Annotated in this window: 24 protein-coding genes and 1 pseudogene; 14 read left to right on the plus strand and 11 right to left on the minus strand. The window is 70.6% G+C overall.

What is annotated here, in order from left to right:
- Positions 1-55 precede the first annotated feature (55 nt).
- Complete coding sequence (gene serS, locus LCL87_RS25165; protein ID WP_225024187.1) at positions 56-1,315, minus strand: serine--tRNA ligase; 1,260 nt, start codon at positions 1,313-1,315, stop codon at positions 56-58.
- 30 nt (positions 1,316-1,345) lie between these two features.
- Positions 1,346-1,768 (minus strand): ankyrin repeat domain-containing protein, encoded by a 423-nt coding sequence (locus tag LCL87_RS25170; RefSeq protein ID WP_225024188.1) that lies wholly within the window; start codon positions 1,766-1,768, stop codon positions 1,346-1,348.
- A 60-nt stretch (positions 1,769-1,828) separates the two neighbouring features.
- Between LCL87_RS25170 and LCL87_RS25175 the strand changes: the two genes are divergently transcribed.
- The 5 genes from LCL87_RS25175 to LCL87_RS25195 all read left to right on the plus strand — a co-directional run bounded on the left by LCL87_RS25175 (position 1,829) and on the right by LCL87_RS25195 (position 5,769).
- Positions 1,829-2,896: a septum formation family protein gene (locus tag LCL87_RS25175; RefSeq protein ID WP_225024189.1), complete on the plus strand. Its 1,068-nt coding sequence runs from the start codon at positions 1,829-1,831 to the stop codon at positions 2,894-2,896.
- Between the two features lies 1 nt (position 2,897).
- A complete protein-coding gene (locus tag LCL87_RS25180; protein WP_225024190.1) occupies positions 2,898-3,248 on the plus strand; it encodes a metallopeptidase family protein in 351 nt (116 codons plus the stop codon).
- A 130-nt stretch (positions 3,249-3,378) separates the two neighbouring features.
- Complete coding sequence (locus tag LCL87_RS25185; RefSeq protein ID WP_225024191.1) at positions 3,379-3,687, plus strand: PE family protein; 309 nt, start codon at positions 3,379-3,381, stop codon at positions 3,685-3,687.
- Positions 3,688-3,730: 43 nt separating this feature from the next.
- Positions 3,731-4,978, plus strand: coding sequence for a PPE domain-containing protein (locus tag LCL87_RS25190; protein WP_225024192.1), 1,248 nt, complete (start codon positions 3,731-3,733; stop codon positions 4,976-4,978).
- Complete coding sequence (locus LCL87_RS25195; RefSeq protein WP_225024193.1) at positions 4,975-5,769, plus strand: ESX secretion-associated protein EspG; 795 nt, start codon at positions 4,975-4,977, stop codon at positions 5,767-5,769. Before LCL87_RS25190 ends, LCL87_RS25195 begins: the two co-directional genes overlap by 4 nt.
- Before the next feature lie 13 nt (positions 5,770-5,782).
- On the opposite strand, the gene LCL87_RS25200 is transcribed toward LCL87_RS25195, so the two are convergent.
- The 3 genes from LCL87_RS25200 to LCL87_RS25210 all read right to left on the minus strand — a co-directional run bounded on the left by LCL87_RS25200 (position 5,783) and on the right by LCL87_RS25210 (position 8,178).
- Positions 5,783-6,472 (minus strand): histidine phosphatase family protein, encoded by a 690-nt coding sequence (locus LCL87_RS25200; protein ID WP_225024194.1) that lies wholly within the window; start codon positions 6,470-6,472, stop codon positions 5,783-5,785.
- Positions 6,469-7,383, minus strand: a complete 915-nt coding sequence (gene pheA, locus LCL87_RS25205) for a prephenate dehydratase (RefSeq protein ID WP_225024195.1) — start codon at positions 7,381-7,383, stop codon at positions 6,469-6,471. The genes LCL87_RS25200 and pheA overlap by 4 nt, the downstream gene beginning before the upstream one ends.
- 72 nt (positions 7,384-7,455) lie before the next feature.
- Positions 7,456-8,178, minus strand: a complete 723-nt coding sequence (locus LCL87_RS25210) for a hypothetical protein (RefSeq protein ID WP_225024196.1) — start codon at positions 8,176-8,178, stop codon at positions 7,456-7,458.
- A gap of 135 nt (positions 8,179-8,313) precedes the next feature.
- Between LCL87_RS25210 and LCL87_RS25215 the strand changes: the two genes are divergently transcribed.
- The 6 genes from LCL87_RS25215 (at position 8,314) to LCL87_RS25240 (ending at position 13,932) form a co-directional block, all read left to right on the plus strand.
- On the plus strand, positions 8,314-9,075 hold the full coding sequence (locus LCL87_RS25215) for a DUF2470 domain-containing protein (protein ID WP_225024197.1): 762 nt from the start codon (positions 8,314-8,316) through the stop codon (positions 9,073-9,075).
- A 176-nt stretch (positions 9,076-9,251) separates the two neighbouring features.
- Positions 9,252-10,403, plus strand: coding sequence for a serine hydrolase domain-containing protein (locus LCL87_RS25220; protein WP_225024209.1), 1,152 nt, complete (start codon positions 9,252-9,254; stop codon positions 10,401-10,403).
- 26 nt (positions 10,404-10,429) lie between these two features.
- A complete protein-coding gene (locus tag LCL87_RS25225) occupies positions 10,430-11,248 on the plus strand; it encodes a CPBP family intramembrane glutamic endopeptidase (protein WP_225024198.1) in 819 nt (272 codons plus the stop codon).
- Between the two features lie 175 nt (positions 11,249-11,423).
- Positions 11,424-12,617: an LCP family protein gene (locus LCL87_RS25230; RefSeq protein ID WP_225024210.1), complete on the plus strand. Its 1,194-nt coding sequence runs from the start codon at positions 11,424-11,426 to the stop codon at positions 12,615-12,617.
- A 63-nt stretch (positions 12,618-12,680) separates the two neighbouring features.
- Complete coding sequence (locus LCL87_RS25235) at positions 12,681-13,226, plus strand: ferritin (protein ID WP_225024199.1); 546 nt, start codon at positions 12,681-12,683, stop codon at positions 13,224-13,226.
- Between the two features lie 157 nt (positions 13,227-13,383).
- Positions 13,384-13,932 carry a ferritin gene (locus LCL87_RS25240; protein ID WP_225024200.1) on the plus strand — a complete coding sequence of 183 codons (549 nt, stop codon included), beginning with the start codon at positions 13,384-13,386 and terminating at the stop codon, positions 13,930-13,932.
- Positions 13,933-14,003: 71 nt separating this feature from the next.
- Here LCL87_RS25240 and LCL87_RS25245 read toward each other — a convergent pair whose 3' ends face one another.
- From LCL87_RS25245 to LCL87_RS25260, 4 genes are read right to left on the minus strand one after another with little or no spacing between them, the layout of a single operon-like run.
- The gene (locus LCL87_RS25245) at positions 14,004-14,918 is read right to left on the minus strand and encodes a DUF5926 family protein (protein WP_225024201.1); all 915 of its coding nucleotides are present in this window, start codon (positions 14,916-14,918) and stop codon (positions 14,004-14,006) included.
- A gap of 33 nt (positions 14,919-14,951) precedes the next feature.
- Positions 14,952-15,716: a glycerophosphodiester phosphodiesterase gene (locus LCL87_RS25250; protein WP_225024202.1), complete on the minus strand. Its 765-nt coding sequence runs from the start codon at positions 15,714-15,716 to the stop codon at positions 14,952-14,954.
- Complete coding sequence (locus tag LCL87_RS25255; RefSeq protein ID WP_225024203.1) at positions 15,713-16,642, minus strand: DUF4328 domain-containing protein; 930 nt, start codon at positions 16,640-16,642, stop codon at positions 15,713-15,715. Before LCL87_RS25255 ends, LCL87_RS25250 begins: the two co-directional genes overlap by 4 nt.
- A complete protein-coding gene (locus tag LCL87_RS25260; RefSeq protein ID WP_225024204.1) occupies positions 16,643-16,990 on the minus strand; it encodes a rhodanese-like domain-containing protein in 348 nt (115 codons plus the stop codon). It lies immediately after the preceding gene.
- A gap of 503 nt (positions 16,991-17,493) precedes the next feature.
- Between LCL87_RS25260 and LCL87_RS25265 the strand changes: the two genes are divergently transcribed.
- Together LCL87_RS25265 and LCL87_RS25270 are read left to right on the plus strand one after the other, a co-directional pair.
- Complete coding sequence (locus tag LCL87_RS25265; RefSeq protein WP_225024205.1) at positions 17,494-18,423, plus strand: LLM class F420-dependent oxidoreductase; 930 nt, start codon at positions 17,494-17,496, stop codon at positions 18,421-18,423.
- A gap of 248 nt (positions 18,424-18,671) precedes the next feature.
- On the plus strand, positions 18,672-20,177 hold the full coding sequence (locus tag LCL87_RS25270; RefSeq protein WP_225024206.1) for an MFS transporter: 1,506 nt from the start codon (positions 18,672-18,674) through the stop codon (positions 20,175-20,177).
- Positions 20,178-20,242: 65 nt separating this feature from the next.
- On the opposite strand, the gene msrA is transcribed toward LCL87_RS25270, so the two are convergent.
- A complete protein-coding gene (gene msrA / locus LCL87_RS25275; RefSeq protein ID WP_225024207.1) occupies positions 20,243-20,911 on the minus strand; it encodes a peptide-methionine (S)-S-oxide reductase MsrA in 669 nt (222 codons plus the stop codon).
- A gap of 9 nt (positions 20,912-20,920) precedes the next feature.
- Entirely contained in the window at positions 20,921-22,066 is a 1,146-nt protein-coding gene (locus LCL87_RS25280; RefSeq protein ID WP_237692791.1) for an acyltransferase family protein, read from the minus strand.
- Positions 22,067-22,350: 284 nt separating this feature from the next.
- On the opposite strand from LCL87_RS25280, the pseudogene LCL87_RS25285 reads away from it, so the two are divergent.
- Positions 22,351-22,478, plus strand: a pseudogene (locus LCL87_RS25285) (superoxide dismutase); the annotation flags it as partial.

Genomic DNA, 22,478 nt, shown 5'->3' on the forward strand with positions numbered 1-22,478 from the left:
GTTCGTTCAGACTGAACGCGTGTGACATTCGGCCGACACGGAAGAGAAAGAAGCGCTACGGCGCGGTCAGCACCTCACGCCCCACGAAGGGCACCAGGGCGTCCGGCACGCGCACGGAACCGTCTGCCTGCTGGTGGTTTTCGAGGATCGCGACGAGCCAGCGGGTGGTGGCGAGGGTGCCGTTGAGGGTCGCGGCGGTCTGCGGCTTGCCGTTCTCGTCGCGGTACCGCACGTGCAGGCGGCGTGCCTGGTACGTGGTGCAGTTCGACGTCGACGTCAGCTCGCGGTACGCCTGCTGCGTGGGAACCCAAGCCTCGCAGTCGAACTTGCGGGCCGCAGACGATCCGAGGTCGCCGCCGGCGACGTCGATGACGCGGTACGGGAGGCCCATCGCATCCAGCATGTCGCGCTCCCACGCGAGCAGACGCTGGTGCTCGGCGTCGGCGTCCTCCGGCTTGCAGTAGGTGAACATCTCCACCTTGTCGAACTGGTGGACGCGGATGATGCCGCGGGTGTCCTTGCCGTAGCTGCCGGCCTCGCGGCGGAAGCACGACGACCAGCCCGCGTACCGCTTGGGGCCGTCGGCCAGGTCCAGGATCTCGCCCGAGTGGTAGCCGGCGAGCGGGACCTCGGAGGTGCCGACGAGATACAGGTCGTCGTCGGCCAGGTGGTAGACCTCGTCGGCGTGCTGGCCGAGGAAGCCGGTGCCCTGCATGATCTCGGAGCGCACCAGCACCGGCGGGATCATCATGGTGAACCCGTTGGCCATCGCCTTCTGCGCCGCCAGCTGCAGCATGCCCAGCTGGAGCATCGCACCGAAGCCGGTGAGGAAGTAGAACCGCGAGCCCGACACCTTGGCGCCGCGCTCCATGTCGATCAGCCCCAGCGACTCGCCGAGCTCGAGGTGATCCTTGGGCTCGAAGTCGAACGTCGGAATCTCGCCGACGGTCTCGAGCGTGATGAAGTCGTCCTCACCGCCGGCCGGGGCGCCGTCCTGCACGATGTTCGAGATCGCGCGGTGCGCCTCGTCCAGCTTGGCCTGCGCCTCGTGCTGCGCGACCTCGGCGTCCTTCACCTTCTGCGCCAGTTCCTTGGAGCCCGCGAGCAGCGCCGGACGCTCCTCGGGAGACGCCTGCCCCACCTTCTTGCCGAACGCCTTCTGCTCGGCGCGCAGCGTGTCGCCTGCCAGGATGGCGGCGCGGCGGGATGCGTCGGCCTCGAGCAGCGCGTCGACCAGACCGGGGTCTTCGCCGCGGGTGCGCTGCGAGGTGCGGACGGCGTCAGGATTCTCGCGAAGGAACTTGAGGTCAATCACGACCACAAACCCTACTTGGTGACGCCACGATCATTCCGGGTGCTGCCCCAATATCCGCAGATAATCCTCGCGTCCGAACATGCGTGCGGCATCGAGCGCCGACGGCTGACCGGCCGCCGCGTCCGCACCGGCGGCCACGAGCGCGGCCACCACGTCGTCCTCGCCCTTGAACACCGCACCGGCCAGCGGCGTCTGCCCGCGGTCGTTGGGGCGGTTCACGTCGGCACCGCGGTCGGCCAACGCGCGCACCGTGTCGGCGTGACCGTGGTACGCCGCGAGCATCACCAGCGTGTCGCCGCTGCCGTTGGTGAGGTTCACCGGGACACCGGCGTCGACGTACTGCACCAGCGTGGCCACGTCGCCGGCGCGGGCCATGTCGAACAAACGACCCGCCAACTCCTGCACGTCCGCGGGCTCGCCGCCGCCGCGCCGATCGGGAGATTCCTCACTCATGCCGCACGAACCTACGCGGAAACTTCGGCAACCGCGCCCGATGCGGGCATTATGTAGGCGATGTCCGACGAGCAGCCACAGCCGACTCCAAGCCCGGAGCGGGGCCGACACCTGTCCGCGCCCGTGACCAGGCGCGCTCTCGCGCTCGTCGCGATCGGCGCGGTCCTCGCCGCGATCGCCACCATCTTCCTGGCCGGCGGCTTCGACCGCGGCGAGAAGCTTCCGGCGCACACCAACACCGTCGGGCCGCAGCCCACCGGCGCGGTCGCGGGCGACGCATTCGGATCGGCGACGACGGGCGACTGCCTCACCTGGTCCGAGGCCGACGCCAGCGACCTCGAGCAGGTGGACTGCGCGCAGCCGCACCAGTTCGAGGTGGCCACCGACATCGACCTCAGCCTGTATCCCGGCATCGAGTTCGGACCCGGCGCCAAGTTCCCCGGCGTCCTGCGCTTCTCCGAACTGCGCGACGAGCAGTGCGCGCCGGCCGTCAACACCTACCTGAACGGGCGGTTCGACCCCAAGGGCAAGTTCAGCGTCGGACTGATCAACCCCGGCGAGGCCGGCTGGTCGGCGGGCGAGCGCACCATCCGCTGCGGCCTGCAGTTCTCCGGAGTCACCGGAACGCTGCTGTCGTTCCAGGGCATGGTCGAACAGCAGGACCAGTCGAAGGTGTGGGACGTGGGAACCTGCGTCGGCATCAACCAGAACGTGCCGTCCGATCCCGTCGACTGCGCCCAGCCGCATGCGTTCGAGGTGGTCGGCGTCATCGACCTGGCCAGCCAGTTCCCCGGCGGCATGCCGTCGGTCGAGGACCAGGACCGGTTCCTCGAGAAGGCCTGCACCGACGCCAGCACCGGCTACCTCGGCTCGCCCGACGTGCTGCGCGACAAGACGCTCACCCTGTTCTGGGACAACCTGGACCTCGACAGCTGGCTCGTCGGCAGCCGCAAGATCAACTGCTCGATCGGCCAGGAGGTCGACGGCAGCGGGTTCGCCACCATCGTCGGCAGTGCCAAGGGCGACATCCTGATCAACGGTCAGGCCCCGGTCCCGCCGCCCGCCGCCCCCGACGGCCGTTCGCTACCCACCCCGCTGCCCGGCGCGGCACCGCTTCCGGGAGCCTGACGTGCCGGTGACCATGACGACCGCTCGCTTCGAGGAGCTGGTCTCCGAGGCGCTCGACCTCATCCCGCCGGAGTTGGCCCGCGCGATCGACAACGTCGTCGTGCTCGTCGAGGCCCGCAACGACGAGGAGCCGACGCTGCTCGGGCTCTACCAGGGCATCGCACTCACCGAGCGGGATAGCCACTACGGGGGCGCGCTGCCCGACACCATCACGATCTATCGCGACGCGATCCTCGACGTGTGCGAGACCGACGACGACGTCGTGCACGAGGTCATGGTGACGGTGATCCACGAGGTGGCGCACTACTTCGGCATCGACGAGGACCGGCTGCACGAGCTCGGCTGGGGCTGACCGCCCTCTCGCGGATTTTTCGTCGGTTTCACATGGAACCGACCGGCCTCCTCCGGCGTCCAACCAATCGAGGAACAAGCCTGGCGCTGGTTCCGGTTGCCGCCGTCCCCGAGCCGAGGAGTGCACCGCCATGTCGGACCACGTGTATGTCGACCCGGACGTCCTCCTTGCCGCGGCCGGGGAGATCGACGCGCTCGTCGCGCGCCTGCAGACCTCCCTCGCGATCCACTCCCCCGCGCTGAACGTCGCACCGTCCGGCGCCGAGGAGGTGTCGGTGCTGGCCGCCGGCTACTTCAACCGACTCTCGGGCAGCTTCGGTACCGCCGCGGGCCGCGGGATCGAGGAGTTGATCGCGGCCGCCGCGATGCTCCGCGCGCAGGCCGCCGCGTACCGGGAAGAGGACCGGACGCTCGGCACCTCGCTCATCGCCGGCATGTGACGCCGCGCATCAATCGACAGTCGATCTCGAGGGGGAACGCAGCATGACCATCGGTGTCACCGGCGTCGTCTGGATGCCGCGCGGGGCAACGGTCAACTCGACCACACTCTCGGCCGGGGCCGGCCCGGTACCGCTCGGCGCGGCGAGCCCGGCCTGGGCGGCGCTGTCGGCGAGCCTCGCCGACGCGGGCGCCACGCTCAACCGGGTGATGACGGAGCTGCGTGCGGGCTGGACGGGTGTCGCGGCCGACGCCGCGCTCGCCCGACTCACACCGTTCACCACGTGGGTCGAGCAGTCCGCGGCGCTCGCCGCGGAGACGTCGACCAAGGCGTCCACGCAGGCCGGGTCGTACACCACCGCGGCGATGACGATGCCCAGCCTGCCGGAGATCACCGCGGTCAAGGCCGCCAAGACCGCGGCATACAGCACCGGCGGTGTGGTCAACGGTTCCGCGGCCGCCGCCGAGGCCGCCGACCGTGCGATGGACTTCCGGGCCGGAGTGGTGATGGAGGTGTACGAAGCGGCGTCGAGCATCGTCACGACACCCGAGACGTTCACGCAGCCGCCGCCGCTCACCAACGGTTCGACGGCCGGGCTCGACGCCCGGGACGCCGGCGAGGTGGCCCGCCGCCGGCTCGAGCACGACTTCCGCACCGACCCGGTCGGCACGGTCGCGGCCGTCGCCACCGCGTTCGCGCAGAGCCCGGGCGTGGCCACCGCCGCATCCCAGATCGGCTCGGCCGCCGGTGCCGTCTCCTCCGCCACCTCGGCCGCCGCCAACATCGGTGGCGCGGTCCTCGGCGGGCTGGGCGGCGCGGCACCCGCACTGGCGAACACCCCGACCGGCACCGGCGGGGACGCGCGTCCCGCCGGGTCCCGGTCCGGCGCATCCGGCATGTCCGGTGCGTCCGGCATGTCCGGCCCGGCGGCGTCCCGGGCCGCGGGAGTCGGCGGCGGAGCGGGCGCGGCCCTGCCCGACGGCTGGGCCCAGGCCGGACAGCTCGACGGCTCGGGCGCGCGCGGCGGCGCGGGCCATGCCGGAACGGGCACGGGACCGGGATCCGCCGCGGCAACCGACGGGCTCCGCACCGACGCCGCGGCGGCCGCCACCCGGAACCAGGCGACCGCGGGCGCCCCGGCGGGCGCGCCGCGCGGCACGGTCGACACCGACGACGCGGACGATTCCGGGCACAGCACACCCGACTACCTGCGCCGGTTCGAGCACTTCACCGACGGCCGCACGGTGATCCCGTCGGTGATCGGCGCCGCGCCGGACGAGGACGGGCGGTGATCGACTTGGGCATCGACCCCGTGGGCACCGCGCTGCCGTCGGTCGCGCTGACCGTCGACGAACTCGATCTGCTGGTCCATCTGCTGGATGTCGACGTCCTGCCGGTGGTGCTCGACGCCGGCCCCCGCTTCGACTCGGTGCCCGCCCGGGACGCCGCGTTCGACCGGGCCCACGACACGCTCACCGCGGCCGGACTGCTCGACGGCGGCGCCGTGCACCCCGAGCTGACGCGGTGGCTGCGCGTCCTGGCCCGGCCCCGCGGCGAGATCGCGGCGCGGCGGTTCGCGGCCGGCACCGTCTCGCGGCTCTGCCTGGCCCGCGGCGACGACGGCGCCGTCCTGGCGCTGCGCAGCGGCGACGCGCTCACCGTCCAGTACCTGCGGCACGACCTCGCCGGACCGGTCGCGCACGCGCTCGGTGCGGCCGACGCCCTCCCGTTCGGGGTGGTCAACCGGCCCACCGACGTGCTCGGCGCGGCCCTGGACCGTCTCGTCGACCCGGACCGGGCCGCGGCGGAGCTGACCGGGATCGGGGTGCCGGCCGCGGACGCCGCCGTGATCGGACCCGCGTTCGCCGGGTGTCCCGTCTTCACCGAGATCGTCGGCATCGTCCACGAGGACGGCCGCCCCGACCTGATGCACGGGCCGGTCACGGTGTTCGACACCGCGGCCGGACGGATCGTCGGGACCACCAGCGTCGCCGCCGACGGCACCCGCTGGACCTCGCTCAGCCCCGGTCACCCCGGACGGCTGCGTCAGGCCCTACTCGGCCTGCTCGACGCCCTCGGCTGAGGCGTCAGAGGCGTCAGCCCATCGGGTCGTCGGTGGCGCCGGCCGCCTCGGGCTCGAACCAGGGCCGCTGCGGGGTCGCGTCGAACGGCGGATCGTAGGTGCCCCACCGGACGCACTGCCAGCCCGCGTCCGTCGGCACCAACTCCACCGTCGACGTGTTCTCCAGGTGCCGGTCCGCCGCGAACGCGCCCGGCACACCCGACAGGTAGGCGGCGACCAGCCGGATCGCGGCGCCGTGGCTGACCACCACGACGTCGCCCGCCGCGCCGCCGTCGAGGTACTCGCCGCGCAGCGCATCGATCACGGGCACATAGCGTTCGACGATGTCGTGCCCGGACTCGCCGCCGGGGATCCGCGCCGACAGATCGCCGGTGTGCCAGGTGTGGAACACCTTCGCGAACATCTTGTGCGATTCGAGGTCGGAGCGGTCCTCGAGCTCACCGGCCTGCGCCTCGTGCAGGCCCTCCCGGACCTGCAGCGTGATGCCCGACTCCGTCTCCACGAATCCCGCCGTCTCCCGGGCACGCAGCGCCTGCGACGACACCAGCGCGGTCGGCGGGCGCAGCGCCAGCCGCGAGCCGAGCGACTGTGCCTGTGTCCGACCGAGTTCCGTCAACCGTGCGCCCGGCAGCCGGGTATCGAGCCGACGTTCGACGTTCGCCTCCGTCTGCCCGTGCCGGACCAGGATCAGCCGACCGCTCATGCGCCGGCCTCCCCGCGACGCAGACGCTCCAGCCAGGCCGCGTCGTCGGCGTCCGGCATCGGCGCGCCGCCGCCCGGCACCGCCGACGGCCACGACCCGAGGAACCGGACGTCGCTGAAGCGGTGCAGCGCCTTGAGTGCCTCCGCGACCAGGCCGTCGTCGATGTGCCCGACGCAGTCCAGGTGGAACAGGTAGGTGCCGAATTCCTTGCGGGTGGGCCGGGATTCGATCCGGGTGAGGTCGATGCCGCGGGTCGCGAACTCGGTCATCGCGCGCACCAGGGAGCCGGGCACGTTGTCGAGGTGCAGCACGACGCTGGTGCGGTCGTTGCCGGTGCGGGCCGGGGCCGGGCCGGGCGCGGTGACGAGCACGAAGCGGGTGCGGGCGCCCTCGTAGTCGGCGACGCCGGACGCGAGGGCCGTCAGCCCCAGCCGCTCCCCCGCCAGCGCGGTGGACACCCCGGCGTCCGCAATGCCGGCCGCGACGTCCTCGGCGGCACCGGCATTCGACGCCGCGGGCTCGACCACCGCGTTCGGCAGGTTCCGGTCGAGCCAGGCCTGCACCTGGACGGTCGCGACCGGGTAGGCGCGGACGGTGCGGACGTCGTCGAGCGTGGTGCCGGGGCGTCCGACGATCGTGAACGCGACGTCGAGTTCGGTCTCGGCCATGATCTGCAGCCGGTCGCCGAGCGCGAGCGCGTCCATCGTCGGGCGGATGGATCCCTCGACGGAACTCTCTATCGGGACGACGGCGCCCGCGACCTCACCGCGGCGCACCATCTCCAGCGCCGCGGGCTGGCTGACGGCGGCGACCCGCTCGACCTCACCGGTGAACGTTCCGGCCGACTCGAGCTGGGCGAGGGCCATCTCGGTGAAGGTTCCGGTGGGTCCGAAGTACGCGATACGTGGCACGCCTACGAGATTACGCACTCGGCCGCGGCGCACTCCCGCGATCGGTCCCGGTTCCGTTACAGCAGACCGGGGTTACAGCAGACCGGCACCGGCGAGCACGCGGTCGACCTCGTCCCGGTCGGCCACCTCGATGCCGAGCAGCACCCCGCGCACCGCCTCGGCGGCATCCGGGTTCAGCGCGGCCAGCGCCGCCGCATCCGGCGCGGCGAGGGCGGCCCGGACGTCGTCGCCGCGCAGCGACGCGACCGTCCCGGCGAGCAGCGCAAGGACCTCGGCGCCGTCGGCGGCGCGGGCGACGAACCCGACGGAGGTGTGGGTGAGGACCGCGAGGAAATCGGCGACGACGCCGGCCGGCTGGCCGGCGATCAGTCCGGGGCTGTGCCCGGCGTCGGCGAGGAGCTGCGCGGATTCGGCGAGCGTCGGGCCGGACTCGTCGGACTCGTCGGGCGTGACGAAGACGGCGACCGGCGCGGACAGGCGGAGTTCGACGGCGTCCTCGACCTGCTCGGGCGTGCAGTCCACGTGGTAGCGAACGGCGCGGTGATCGATCGCGCTCTGGAGGGCGCGCGGGGCGACGTCGAGTTCGACGACCACGGCACCCGCGTCGGCGTCGGTGCCGACGGCGGCGGTGAGCACAGACGCGGCCACGACCGGATGGCCGGCGGTCACGGCGTCCCGGGGGACGACCGGAACGGCGGCCTCTCGCCGCCGGTGGAGCAGCCCCGCGACGAGCGGCTGCGGCGCGCTGTTGCGGGACGGAAGAGTCGGCATCGACAGGGACACAGGGATCGACACACCACCACGTTAGCCCGGACCGGCGGAAACTCCCGATTCCGAGCCGGAGGGGTTGCCCCACCACCCCCGAGGAATTAGCTTAGGTTTACCTCACTTTCCGCTCTGTTCGCGTCACTCGACCCGAAGGATGCCGCCATGCCCCGTACCACCGGACCGTCCACCGCCGAGCGGATGCGCAGCGCGAGCGCGCGCGCCACCGACGCGGTCCTGGCCGTCGCCGGGACCGACCCCGTCGTCACGTCCCTGCACCACCTGAGCGCCGATGGCACCGTGGTCGTCGTGGCCCCGTCCGACGCGGCGGTCACCGCGCTGGCCTGGCAGTACGGGCCGGGCGGGCTGCCCGCGGTCCTCGAGCTCACCGACTACGCGCCGCTCGCGCTGCGGGAACCGGTCCGCTCGCTCGTGTGGCTGCGCGGCAATCTCGTCGCGGTGCCCGACGACCGCGCCCGGCACCTCGCCGACGCCGTCGCCGCCGAGCACCCGGATCCCGCGCTGCTCGACCTCGGTCACGGCGCCTCCCTGCTGACGCTGCGGCTCGAGTCGGCCGTCGTCGCCGACAGCAGCGGTGCCGAGTCCGTCCCGGTCGACGCCCTGCTCGCCGCCGCCCCCGACCCGTTCCAGGACGTCGAGACCGCGTGGCTGCAGCACCTCGAGGAGGACCACGCCGACCTCGTCGAGTTGCTGGCCCGGCGGCTGCCGTCGGTGCTGCGCACCGGCCGGGTGCGGCCACTCGGCATCGACCGGTACGGGGTGCGCCTGCGGATCGAGGGCGCCGCCGGCGACCACGACGTCCGCCTCGACTTCACCGAACCCGTCGACGACGCACCGGCGCTGAGCCGGGCGCTGCGGATCCTCGTCGGCTGCCCGTTCGTGAACGGACTGCGCGCACGACCCTGATCGCGGAATCACCACCTCGCCCGGGCTGTTCTACAGATAAGCACCGAGGCCGCATCAGGGTGGTCTCGACCGACATCGGAAGTTCACTCGTCATGACTGCCGCAGTACCGCGGCGTGCCTCGGGCGGGGATCCCCGCCGCAAGCCCGGCAAGCCGGTGTATCGACCGCCGACGACGATGCTCGTCGACCCGCGCTTCGAGGCGCTCGCGACACAGTTCTTCCACCTGTTCCACCGCACCCGGGACGGCGGCGGGGCCCTGTCCGTCTACCTGCACGGCAAGCCGGTCCTCGACGTGTGGGCGGGGTGGGCGTCGCCGATCCGCAAGTGGGATTCCGAGACCGTCACGCTGTCGTTCTCCACGGGCAAGGGTGTCGCGAGCACGGTGCTGCACCGCCTCGCGCAGCGCGGGCTGATCGACTACGACACCCCCGTCGCGGCCTACTGGCCGGAGTTCGGCGAGGCCGGCAAGGAATCGATCACCGTCCGCGAACTGCTCAGTCACCGCGCCGGACTGCACCGAATCCGCGGCCTGGTGCCGGGACGGCTCGCGCTGCTCGACCACGACCGGGTCACCGCGGCCCTCGCCTCGGCGGTGCCGGATCCGCGGCGCACCCGGATGCCCGGCTACCACGCCGTCACCTACGGAACCTTGATCGCGGAACTGACCGCGCGGGTGACGGGCAAGCCGTTCGCGGAACTGGTGCGCACCGAGGTTGCCGAACCGCTCGGCATCCCCGAGTTCTGGTTCCAGGTCCCCGAGTCCGAGAAGGGCCGCATCGCAAAGGTGTTCCCGCACATCAACCCCTACGGGGTGCCGTGGGGACTGACGTCGCTGACGCTGTCGCTGGTGCCGCATCTCAAGGACATCGCCGACGCCGGCATGCCCGAGGGCTTCGACCTGCTGGTGCGCGACCCGACGATCCACGACTTCGTGATGCCCGGCTGGAACGGGGTGTTCAGCGCCCGGGCACTGGCCCGCATGTACGCGGCGTTCGCGAACGACGGCGTCGTCGACGGCATCCGGTTCCTCGAACCGGACACGCTCGCGCAGCTCAGCGAGGTGCAGACCCGGGCCCGTGACTACGTGCTCGGCATCCGGATGAACTGGCGGCTCGGCTATCACGCGGCGCTGGTCGCGGCCCGCACCCAGCATTCGGGCGCGTTCGGGCACTACGGGATGGGCGGGTCCGGTGCGTTCGCCGACCCGGACAGCGGGCTGTCGGTGGCGTTCGTGACCAATCGGCTCGGCAACGCGCTGACGCCGTTCGCGGACCTGCGGCTGCCCAGCCTCGGCGCGAGAGCCGAATCCCTCGCCCACCACCTCTGACGCGGATTGCGGCTAGCGTCGGCGGGGTGATCACCCGCACCACCGTCGACTCGTGGCTCCGCCCGACCGCGCCGTCCCCGTCCGAGCCGCCGCTCGACGCCCGCGAACGGCGCGCCCTGTGGTTCGAGATCACCATCGTCCTGCTGGTCACGTTCGGGCTCAACGGCGTCTACAGCGCGCTGTCGCTGCTCGAGTCGGCGCTGCAGCCGGGCGGGCTGTCCGAGCAGGTGGTCGCGCTCAACCCGTCCCGGTCGACGCAGTCGTTCATCGACCTGGCCCGGCAACTGCTCGGCGTCGTCAAGCTCGCGGCGTGGGCGGCGCTGGGGCTGTACCTGCTGTGGCGCAGCGGCCTCGGCCCGCGCCGGATCGGCCTGGGCCGCACCCAGCTGCGCGACGGGATCCTCCCCGGCGTCGGGCTCGCGGCGCTGATCGGGCTCCCCGGGCTGGCGTTCTACCTGGCCGCGGTCGCGCTGGACATGAACCTCACGGTCATGCCGAGCACCATCGACGACCACTGGTGGCGCCTGCCGGTGCTGGTGCTGTGGGCGATCGCGAACTCGGCCGCCGAGGAGATCCTCGTCGTCGCGTACCTGATCTCGCGGCTGCGGCGGCTCGGCTGGAGCGAGAATTCGTCGCTGCTGGCGTCGGCGCTGCTGCGCGGCAGTTATCACCTCTACCAGGGGCTGGGCGGCGGCCTCGGCAACGTCCTGATGGGTCTGATCTTCGGGCGCTACTGGCAGCGCACCGGAAAATTGTGGCCGCTGGTGATCGCGCACGCGCTGATCGACGCCGTCGCATTCGTCGGGTATGCCCTGCTCCGCGGCCACCTGTCGTGGCTGCCCTGACCGCATCTGCCGGTATCGCACGTATTCTCGGTGCGTGAACGGCGAGACCCCCGACAGACGTCAGCCGGGCCCGCCGCACCGCGGCCGGCCCCAGCCACCGCGCAACATCCCCCCGCCCCCGCGCCGAGGTGGGCCGCCGCCGCAGCGCCCCCCACAGCAGCCCGAGGGCACCCAGATCATTCGCCGCGACGGCCGGCACGGCGGTCCCGCGCCGCGTCCGGCGCCGGCCCGCGCCTGGTCGCAGGCACCGGAACCGCAGGCGTACTCGCAGCCCCGAGGCACCGGTCACGCTCCCACGCAGACCCCGCGCCCCTACGCCGAGCCCCGTCGCGTCCCGCCGGCACCGCCGCGCAATCCGCAGCCGCCGCGGCCCCCGGCCGCTCCGGCCGAACCGCCGAAGCAGCGCCGGCCGCGCAAGCGGGGCACGTGGCTGCGCCGCGTCGCGCTGACCCTCGTCGTCCTGATGGTGGCGTCCGTAGGCGGGGTGGTCTTCCTCGACACCAAACTGAACCGCGTCGACGCCCTCGCCGACTACCCGGGCCGCGTCGCCGACACCCCCGGCACCAACTGGCTGCTGGTCGGCTCGGACAGCCGCGCCGGCCTGTCGGCCGAGGAGGACCGCCAGCTCGCCGCGGGTGGCGACATCGAGGGCAAGCGCACCGACACGATCATGCTGGTGCACATCCCCAAGAGCGGCGCCACCACCATGGTGTCGATTCCGCGCGACTCGTACGTGAACATCCCCGGCATGGGCCGCGGCAAGATCAACGCCGCGTTCTCGCAGGACGACGGCGAGCAGTTGCTGGTCCAGACGGTCGAGGAGGCCACCGGGCTGCGCATCGACCACTACGCGGAGATCGGCTTCGGTGGTTTCGCGGGCATCGTCGACGCCCTCGGCGGCGTCGACATGTGTGTGCCCTACCCGATCGACGATCCGCTGGCCGGCATCAACCTGCAGGAGGGCTGCCAGGAGCTGACCGGCCCCGAGGCCCTCGGCTTCGTCCGTAGCCGCGCGACCGCGATGGCCGACCTGGACCGGATGAACAACCAGCGAGCGTTCATGAGCGCGCTGTTGAAGAAGGCCACCTCGCCCCTGACGCTGATCAATCCGCTGCGCTTGTGGCCGATGATGACGAAGACGGCCGGTTCGCTGCAGGTCGCCGAGGGCGACCACCTGTGGAATCTCGCCGGGCTGGCGTGGGCGCTGCGCGGCAAGATGGTGACCACCACGGTGCCGGTCGGCGGCTTCGACGTCGTCTCGGGCTGGGGTGACGTCCTGCTGTGGGATCGGGAAAAGGCGTCCGAATTCTTCGATGCTCTAGCAAATGACCGACAGGTTCCGCCGAGCCTGCTCACCGGCGCACCGTGATGCTCGTCGCTGTCCCGACAGCGACGGCACTACGGCGGCATTGCGGGCGGTAATGTTCCGCATATGACTGAAGCGGCGCACACCAGCGAGTTCCATCAACTGTTACAGGCCCAGATCCGCAACGAATTCACCGCCTCACAGCAGTACACCGCGGTCGCCGTCTACTTCGATTCGCATGATTTGCCGCAGCTGGCCGGCCGCTTCTACAGCCAGGCCGCCGAGGAACGCGATCACGCGATGATGATGATCCAGTACCTCATCGACAACGACCTGCCGGTGACCGTGCCGGGCGTCGACGACGTCGTCACCGAGTTCTCGTCGGTCCGCGAGCCGGTCGCCCTCGCAGTCGCGCAGGAGAAGACCGTGACCGAGCAGGTCACGCGCCTGGCACGCACCGCCCGCGACACCGGGGACTACCTCGGCGAGCAGTTCATCCAGTGGTTCCTCAAGGAACAGGTCGAGGAGGTCGCCAGCATGACGACGCTGCTGACCATCGTCGATCGCGCCGGCGACAACTACTTCAACGTCGAGGACTTCGTCGCCCGCGAGATGAGCTCCGCGGTGACGGCGGACTCCACGGCGCCCCGGATCGCCGGCTCCGGCGCCTGACACCTTTCGCTGCAATTGCCGACATACTCGGCAATTGCAGCGAAACCGAACACCGGGACAGTCCGCCGAATTGAGGCGACACTAATTGAGGCAATACTAGGCTTAATTAGGTTCCGCTTGGGTGACAGTTCGATCCGATCACCTATATCGTGGCTCCATGAGTGCTTCAGACGATTCGCATCGGACGAAATTCCACGCACTTCTCCACGACCAGATCCGCAACGAATTCAATGCGTCGCACCAGTACCTGGCGACCGCCGTGTATTTCGACAATGCGGATCTCCCCCAGTTGGCCCGCCACTTCTACAAGCAGGGCAACGAGGAACGCAATCACGCGATGATGATCATCCAGTACTTCCTGGATCGGGACATCGCGGTCGAACTCACCGGGGTGGACCCCGCGCGGTGCCATTTCGAGGGCGCACGCGAACCCATCGCCCTCGCGCTGGCGCAGGAGAAGGCCGTCACCGAGCAGATCGTGACCCTCGCGCGGACGGCCCGCGACGACGGCGACTACCTCGGCGAGCAGTTCATGCAGTGGTTCCTCAAGGAGCAGGTCGAGGAGGTCGCGCGCATGACGACGCTGCTGACCATCGCCGATCGCGCCGGCTCCAACCTCTTCGATCTCGAGGACTTCGTGGCGCGGGAGATGCGCAGCGTCGACGACGCGTCGGGCGCCCCGCCGGCCGCGGGCGGCACCATCTAACTGTCGAAACAGCCGCAGGGTCCCTTCACGCGCTCACAGCGCACGAAGGGACCCTGCGGCTGTCTGGAAACTCAGCGCAGGGTGACCTGGCGGCTGCGCAGTCCGTCGCGCGCGCCGCGCTCCGCCACGGTGAGCGGGGCGTCCGTGGCCAAGGCCTCGGCGAGACGCTCGCCCAGCTCGGCGGTGGCCGCCGCCCACTCGTTGACGTGCTTCTCGGGATCGAGGTCGAAGACCGGCACGAGCAGGCCGTGCGTGCGGAACGACCCCGCGAAACGCGAACCCTCACCGAGGTGCAGCCCACCGGCGGCGTGCACGCGGGCGAGCGCGAGCATCAGCTCGTCCTCGTCCTCGGGGCGCACCCAGCGCAGGTGCGCCTTGTCACCGGCGTCCACCCACCACGCGGCGACGACGCCGTCGGCCTCGACGCGCGCGGACGGCATGATCGCCTGGTTCGCCTGCACGACGGTCGCGGCGACGTCGGGGGCCGGCTCGACACCCTCGGGGATCCACCAGTCGAAGGTCTGGTGGACGGTGATCTTCGGGAGCGCGTCGGCGACGAGGACGTCGGCCAGACGCGGGCCGCCGGCCTGCGGGTCGGCGAAGGCCAGCGAGGTGCCCGGCTCGGCGCTCTGCGCCCACGTCACCGCGGCACCGAGGTCGGCGCCCGGGTCGGCCGTGTGCGCCTGGACCTGCAGGCCCACGTAGCGGCCGGCGGTGCCGGACTCGTCGCGCACCAGCGCGGCAACGGCGCCGGGCAGGACGGTGGCCGCGGTCACCGGGGTGGCGGCGTCCCGGACCGGGAGTTCGACGAGCGCGGACGGCACGAACTCGCGCAGGGCGACGAGATCGCATTCGGCGGCCAGGCCCGCGAAGGGGCGAGTCGGCGCGGCGACGTCCGCCTCGCGTTCGAGGCGGCGCTGCTCGAGCTTCTCGGCGCGGTTGCTGCCCGGCTTGGGACCACTGTTTCTCTTGCTCTTCTTACCCACGAGCCCAAAACCTACACGGACACGCCGGTTCTCTCAGCCGCCCAGCCAATTCTTGGTGCGTCCCGGATGGTTGGTGGCGACCCAGCTGACGCCGAGTTCCCGGCACAGTGCGACGTCCTCATGGTCGTCGACGGTCCAGCAGTAGGTGGCGCGGCCTGCCGCGGCCGCCTTGTCGACGATCTCGGGGTGCTCGCGCAGCGTCCTGATCGACGGCCCCACCGCCGTGGCGCCGACCGTGGTGGCGGCGCCGCCGCCGAGGTAGCGCGACGCGTCGCCCAGCAGGACCGTCGGCAGCAGGGGCGCCGACCGGCGGATCCGCCACACCGCGCTCGCCGCGAACGACATCACCACCGCCCGCGAGTGGTCGGCGGAGGCGGGGGCGGCCAGGCCGAACCGGGCCAGTTCCGCGAGCAGTTTGCTCTCGACCAGACCGCCGTAGCGGACGGGATGCTTGGTCTCGATGAACAGTTTGGTGGGCCGCGACGTCCAGTCCAGCACCAGCGTGATGAGGTCCGCCAGGGTGAGCAGCCCGGCAGGCTCGTCGCCGTCGCCGTAATCGAATTCGCCGAGCGAGCTCAGTGTCATCTCGCTGACCACACCGGTGCCGGACGACGTCCGGTCGACCCGGCGGTCGTGGACGCACACGAGGTGGCCGTCGCGGGTGAGCCGCACATCGCACTCGAGGCCGTCGGCGCCCTCGGCGAGCGCCAGTTCGTACGCGGCGAGGGTGTGTTCGGGGCGAGAGGCGGAGGCGCCGCGGTGCGCGACGACGAGCGGTCCACGACGGTCGGGGCTCATCCGGCGAGCACCTCCTCGGACCGCGGCACGTTGATCCAACGGGTGACGGGGTGCGGGCGGCCCAGTAGGTCACGGCCGTCCAGGCGCCGGATCACGAGCAGCGCCAGCAGCGCGGTCGCGACGCCGACGGCCGCGGTGACCCCCGCCAGCACGACGCCGTCCGCACGCGCCTGCAGCGAGTCCTGGTTCCGCCACAGCACGTTCAGCACGACTAGGACGCCGCCGGTGATCCAGGCCGTCCACCAGAGCCGGATCGCACGCCGGAGCCGACGGTCGTCGCCCGCGATCTCGCGGAGGTACACGCCGGGCATCACGAGATTCAGGCCGGGCACGAGCACGCCGACGAGCAGTTCGCGCAGCGGGCGGGGGTCGGCGAGCCCGCGGGCGGTGAACACCCGGGCGCGTTCGACGTGCAGCCGGAACGCGACGGCGACGGCCGCGGCGACGGCGACCAGCGGCCCGGACAGCTGCGTCGACCACACCATCGCGTCGGAGATCGCGAGGGTCAGCGGATCCACGAGCCGGACGCGGTTGAACACGAGCAGCCCGTACCGGAAGGCCTCGGCCAGCGTCGCGAGCCCGAACACGAGGGCCGTGCAGGCGAGCAGGGTGGGCGCGAGATCGGCGACCGCGTCGGTGCGGCCGGCGGGCGCGTCACGCTCCTCCGGTGGCGGGTCGAGCAGCCCCCAGCGCGGGATCTGGCGGTACCGCGGGGTGGGACCGAGGGAAGTGCCCGTCCGACGACGCGCCGCGGGCGGGTAGGGGCTGCGGGCCACCCAGCGGAAGTTGCGGCCGGACGCCGGCGCGGGACGCCGGGTGTCGACCGGGGAGAGGAGGACGCCCTGGCAGCGCGGGCACCACTGCGCGGGCGCACCGGCCACCGGCCACTGCGACGCGCACCGAGCGCACACCTGGACGACGGTCATCTAGAAGATCTTCGGCGCATCGGGGTGGTCGTCCGAGGTCAGCGGCAGGCCCGCGACCTGCCACGCCACCATGCCGCCGTCGACGTGATACGCGTCGAATCCGACGGAGTTCAGGAACTCGACGGCGACGATGGAACGGCCGCCCTGCCGGCACACGACGTACACCTCGGCGTCGATGTCGATCTCGTCCATCCGGGCCGGTAGGTCGACGACCGGGATGTGCTGGGCGCCGGGCGCGTGGCCGAGTGACCATTCGTCGGCTTCGCGCACGTCCAGCAGCACGACGGTCCCGTCGCGCTCCACCGGGAGGTCCGTCACGTGAACGGTCGGAACGTGTGGAGAGGTCACGTCATCGATTCTGGCACGACCCCCGGTCGCAGGAGGCGCGTCCGGCGTTACGCGGCGGCCCGGTTCGTGACCGGACCGAGACTGTAGCGGAGATCACAACACCGAAATGAGCATTGAAATGTGACCTGCACCACTTGCGCTTCCGAGTTATCCACAGTTTCCACAGGCTCATCCACAGTTCTGAACAACCTTCGGGGCGATCATCCACAGGTCAGCGCAGTGCTGTGAGTGCTTTGCTGACAACTGTGCACGGTGGGACTCGCGGCAATCCACAGCCTGTGTGGATCACCCCCTCTGCGGATTGCCGCGAGCCGGCGCGGACCGGAACTCCCCACCCGGGACGCGTGCCCACGTCCCGCCCCTGAGTTCCGGCCCAGCCTCCCCCCCTCGTCGGGACGCTCCCATCCCGACATCTGCTCTGACGCGGCGGCACGCGAATCGGTTCCATCGATCCTTCCGACGCCGACGCACGTCACACTCCCTGGTGCGGCACAGTGGACTGCATGGACCTGAGAATCTTCACCGAACCGCAGCAGGGCGCCACCTACGACGATCTCCTCGCGGTGGCGAAGACCGCCGAGCAGTGCGGGTACGACGCCTTCTTCCGGTCCGACCATTACCTCGCCATGAACGTCGAGGGGCTGCCCGGTCCGACCGACGCATGGATCACGCTCGCCGGGCTCGCCCGCGACACGTCGACGATCCGCCTCGGCACACTGGTGACCTCGGCGACGTTCCGCTACCCCGGCCCGCTCGCGATCTCCGTCGCGCAGGTCGACGCGATGAGCGGCGGACGGATCGAGCTGGGCCTCGGCGCCGGCTGGTTCGAGGAGGAGCACCGCGCGTACGGCATCCCGTTCCCGTCGCTCGGCGAGCGCTTCGACCGCCTCGAGGAGTCCCTCGCGATCATCACCGGGTTGTGGGAGACCCCGTTGGGACAGACGTTCAGCCACGAGGGCAAGCACTTCCCGATCGCCGACTCACCCGCGCTGCCCAAGCCGGTGCAGTCGCCGCGGCCGCCGATCGTGATGGGCGGCATGGGCAAGAAGCGCACCCCCGCGATGACGGCCCGCTACGCCGACGAGTTCAACCTGCCGTTCGTGTCGATCGAGGACACCGTCGCGCAGTTCGGACGGGTCCGGGAGGCGTGCAAGGCGATCGACCGCGATCCCGATTCGCTCGTGTACTCCAACGCGCTGGTGCTGTGCTGCGGCCGCACCGAGGAGGAGATCGCGCGCCGGGCCGCGAGCATCGGACGCGACGTCGACGAACTGCGGCAGAACGGGCTGGCCGGCACCCCGGCCGAACTCGTCGACAAGATCGGCCGCTACCGCGAGGCCGGATCGCAGCGCATCTACCTGCAGATGCTCGACCTCGCCGATCTCGACCACATCGAGCTGGTCGCGTCCGACGTCATGCCGCAGATCGGCTGATCCGACCGACCGACGTTCGACCGACAACTACATCCATCGGACACGGCAACGGCCACAGCGCCTTTGCGACGCCGAGACCTGCCGCTGGTGCGCACCCGATCTCGATCGGGTGCGCACTTCGCCGTTTCACCGCATTCGGAAAACAAAGTGTTCCGTTGAACGGAAGAGCTATCTGTGATCGTGCCCACGCCATCTGTAATGGGCGTCACGTCGTGTGACTCGGACCACACATCGCAGAAAGGCGTTACATGTCAGGAACTCTCGGCACCGCGGCCACCACCCCGCGGGCCGTCTTCGGAACCGGCTGGACCCCCCGGCTCGTTCTGTCGCTGGTCTCGATCGCTCTCGTCCTCGAGATCGTCTCGCTCAGTTCGACGATGGCCGCAGTCGCGATGATGCCGATCGGTGAACACTTCAAGACCGATCAGGTCGCCTGGGTGACAACGGCTTACCTGCTGGCCGCTGCGGTTGCCTGCCCCCTGGCCGGCAAGCTCGCCGATATCCACGGCAAGCGCAAGGTGTTCCTGATCAGCATGGCCATCGCCGCGGTCGGTGCGCTGATGTCCGCGGTCGCCCCCAGCTTCCTGATCCTCGTGATCGGCCGCGGCCTGTTCGGCGTCCTGATCGCCTGCATGTTCCTGGGCTTCTCACTGATGCGAGACGTCTTCCCGCCCAAGACGCTTGCGCTCGCGGTCAGCATCGCGGCCGGCGGCATGGGCCTGATGACGATCCCGTCGCCGTTCATCACCGGCCTGCTGGTCGACGCGTGGGGCTTTCGCTCGCTCTTCTGGTTCCTGCTGATCGCCCTCGCGGTCCTCGCTCCGTTGGTCATGCTCACCACCCCCGAGTCGCCCGTCCGCAACAACGCGCGCCTCGACTACCTCGGTGCCGCGCTCCTCGGCGGCGGCCTCGCGGCCATCCTGGCCGGCATCAGCTTCGGTCCGTCGTGGGGATGGACCGACAGCGGAACCCTGCTGATGATCCTGGGCGGTCTCGCGCTCATCGCGATCTGGGTCCCGATCGCGCTGCGCACCACCGACCCGATCGTCGATCTGCGCTTCTTCCGCCACGGCCCGATGCTGCGCATCTGCCTCTCGGCAGGCTTCGCTTACGGCACCATCTCGCTGTACGCGACGCTCATCCCGATCATGTGCATGACGCCGTCCGTTCTCGGCCTGGGCTACGGCTTCAGCGTCGACGCCAAGGGCGTAGGCCTGCTGCAGATCCCGATGGGCCTCGGCAGCGTCATCGCCGGCATCGTCGTCGGCCGCATCCTGCGCAAGCGTTTCCCGACACTCACGCTGGCCGGCGGCGCGGGCCTGCTGCTGCTGGGGTCGGTGTTCACAGCGTTCTGGCACGTCGGCAAGGTCGAGGTCCTCTTCGGCATCCTGCTCTTCGGTCTCGGCATGGGCGCCACCACCGCGTCGATCCCGAACCTCACGATCGCGTCGGTTCCGCCGTCGGTGCAGGCCTCGATGTCGAGCATGGTGCAGGCGTCGCAGACCCTGATCGCGTCGGTCATGCCGGTCATCGCGTTCGCGGTGCTGAACTCGAACGTCGCCACCGTGATCGAGGGCTACGGCTTCTACACGGACGGCAGCATGAGCGTTGCGTATCTGATCGCGGCCGCATCGTCGCTGGTTGCGATCGGCATCGTCCTCACGCTGCATCGCCGCCGCAGGGAGATCACCGAGCAGGTCACGGCCCAGACCGCGGCCGAGACCGTCGACCGGGAGCCGGTCCCGGCAGCCTGATCACCGCACACGTGGGGCCGACGCCGTATCGGCGTCGGCCCCACGTGGCGTTCCGAGCGGAAACCTCAGGCGCCCAGTCCCACAGGACAACTCACGCCGGTCGCGTGCACGGGGCAGTAGCCGCCGGGGTTCTTCGCGAGGTACTGCTGGTGGTAGTCCTCGGCGTAGTAGAAGGTGTCGAGCGGTGCGATCTCGGTGGTGATCTCGCCGTAGCCGGCGGCCCCGAGGCGCTTGCCGAACGCGTCCGCGGTGGCCCGCGCGATCGCGGCCTGTTCGTCGGATTCGGTGTAGATCACCGATCGGTACTGGGTGCCCTGATCGTTGCCCTGACGCATGCCCTGCGTCGGGTCGTGGTTCTCCCAGAACTGCTTGAGAATGCCCTCGTACGAGATCTTCTCCGGGTCGAACACCACCAGGACCACCTCGGAGTGTCCGGTGCGGCCCGAGCAGACCTCCTCGTAGGTGGGGTTCGGCGTGTAGCCGCCCGCGTAGCCGACGGCCGTCGAGTACACGCCGTCCAACTCCCAGAATTCCTTCTCCGCACCCCAGAAACAGCCCATGCCGACGACGGCGATCTGCATGCCGTCGGGGAACGGTGGCGTCAGCGGGTGCCCGTTGACGTAGTGAGCGTCGGGAACGGGCATCGCGACATCACGACCGGGCAGCGCCTGATCCTGGGTGACCATCACGGATTTCGTACCGGCGGGGGCGAAGAGGTCGTCGAACCAAGACATAAGCCGATGCTACGCGCGGTCGCGGGTCGCCATCGGGTCGTCGGTCGGCTCGGCGGCAGTCTCGGCCGCCGGGGCGGCGGTCGGCTCGGCAGCAGTCTCGGCCGCCGGGGCGTCGCCGCGTCTGGTGCGCTCGGTCAGCCACCGTGCGGCCGGCACCTCGACCCATCGGTACAGCACCTCGGACACCAGTGCCGTCACCACCAGGAAGGCGACGACCGCGCCGGTCCGGCCGAGCGGCCCGACCGCGTTCTCGTACACCCGGTACAGGATCAGCGTGTGCACCAGGTAGATCGCGTAGCTGCGGGTCGCGGTCCAGCGGACGACCGCCCACCGCGTCGGGCTACCGCGCCACCGCCCGAGCAGCACCACCAGCGCGGTCACCGCGGTGATCGTCCACAGGTAGCGGTCGCCGGCCCAGTACACCCGGATGTCGGTGGCGAGGCGCACCACCTCGATCTGTGCGAGGACGCCGACGACGATCCAGCGCCAGTTCGACAGCCGCGCCCACCACAGGTACATCAGCTGCCCGAGGAAGACGGCCGGCAGCGTGGCGGCGACCTTCGACAGCATCGGCACGGTGTACGGGTGTGGCGCGTAGAGGTTGTAGAGCAGCACCAGCGCGCACACCGCGGCGCCGACGAGCGGGACGGCCACCGGACGCGTCCGCAGCACGGGCCGCATCACGACGCAGTACACGTAGAACATCACCTGCACGACCAGCGTCCAGGTGACCCCGAGGACCGCGACCTCGGGTTTGAGGAAGAACCCGCCGAGCGCGAAACTGAGCGCGGCCTCGACGTTCGAAATGCCTGGTTGCCCACTGAACATCCCGTTGATACCGAAGCGGACCAGCAGGATCGCGGCCGCGATCGCCACCCAGAACGCCGGGAGCAGCCGTCCGATCCGGTCGATCAGGAATCGGCCGGGCGCGTGTCGGATCGCCGACCTGGTGATCACCGCGCCGGTGAGCATCATGAAGATCGCGACGCCGACGAACGAGAGGTGCTGATTGAGACCGAGTCCCTCCACGAACACCGCGTACACGCCGTCGATCAGCCACCAGCCGTCGCCGAGATCGTCGATCAGATAGAAGGAGATGTGCGAATAGATGACGGCGAGCACTGCGATGGCCCGCAGGAGATTTGCCCCGGTCAATTCGACACGTGGCGCCCTCTCGACCCCCGAGGATGAAGCGGGCGTCACGGAAGGCACCGCTCGATATTAGTGTTCCGTTCAGTTCACGTTCCACTTCCGGGCGCCGACCGTAATGTCCGGCACACGAAAACCGGGCCAGTTTAAGGGTCTCCGAACTTTTTTGTGAGGTTATTCCCACCTCAGCAGTCTGCTTGCGCAGGGTGTACCAATGAGATTGGGTTATCCCCGAGCACGATTCACGAACACACACGTCAGGGCGCCACGCCCGCGAAGAAGGGATTCTCGTGTCTGTCTACACGCTGCCCGATCTGCCGTACGACTACGCCGCCCTCGAGCCCCACATCTCCGGCAAGATCATGGAGCTCCACCACGACAAGCACCACGCCGCGTACGTCGCCGGCGCCAACACCGC

It is taken from the genome of Prescottella equi (assembly GCF_020171745.1).
GTDB classification, from domain to species: domain Bacteria; phylum Actinomycetota; class Actinomycetes; order Mycobacteriales; family Mycobacteriaceae; genus Prescottella; species Prescottella equi_A.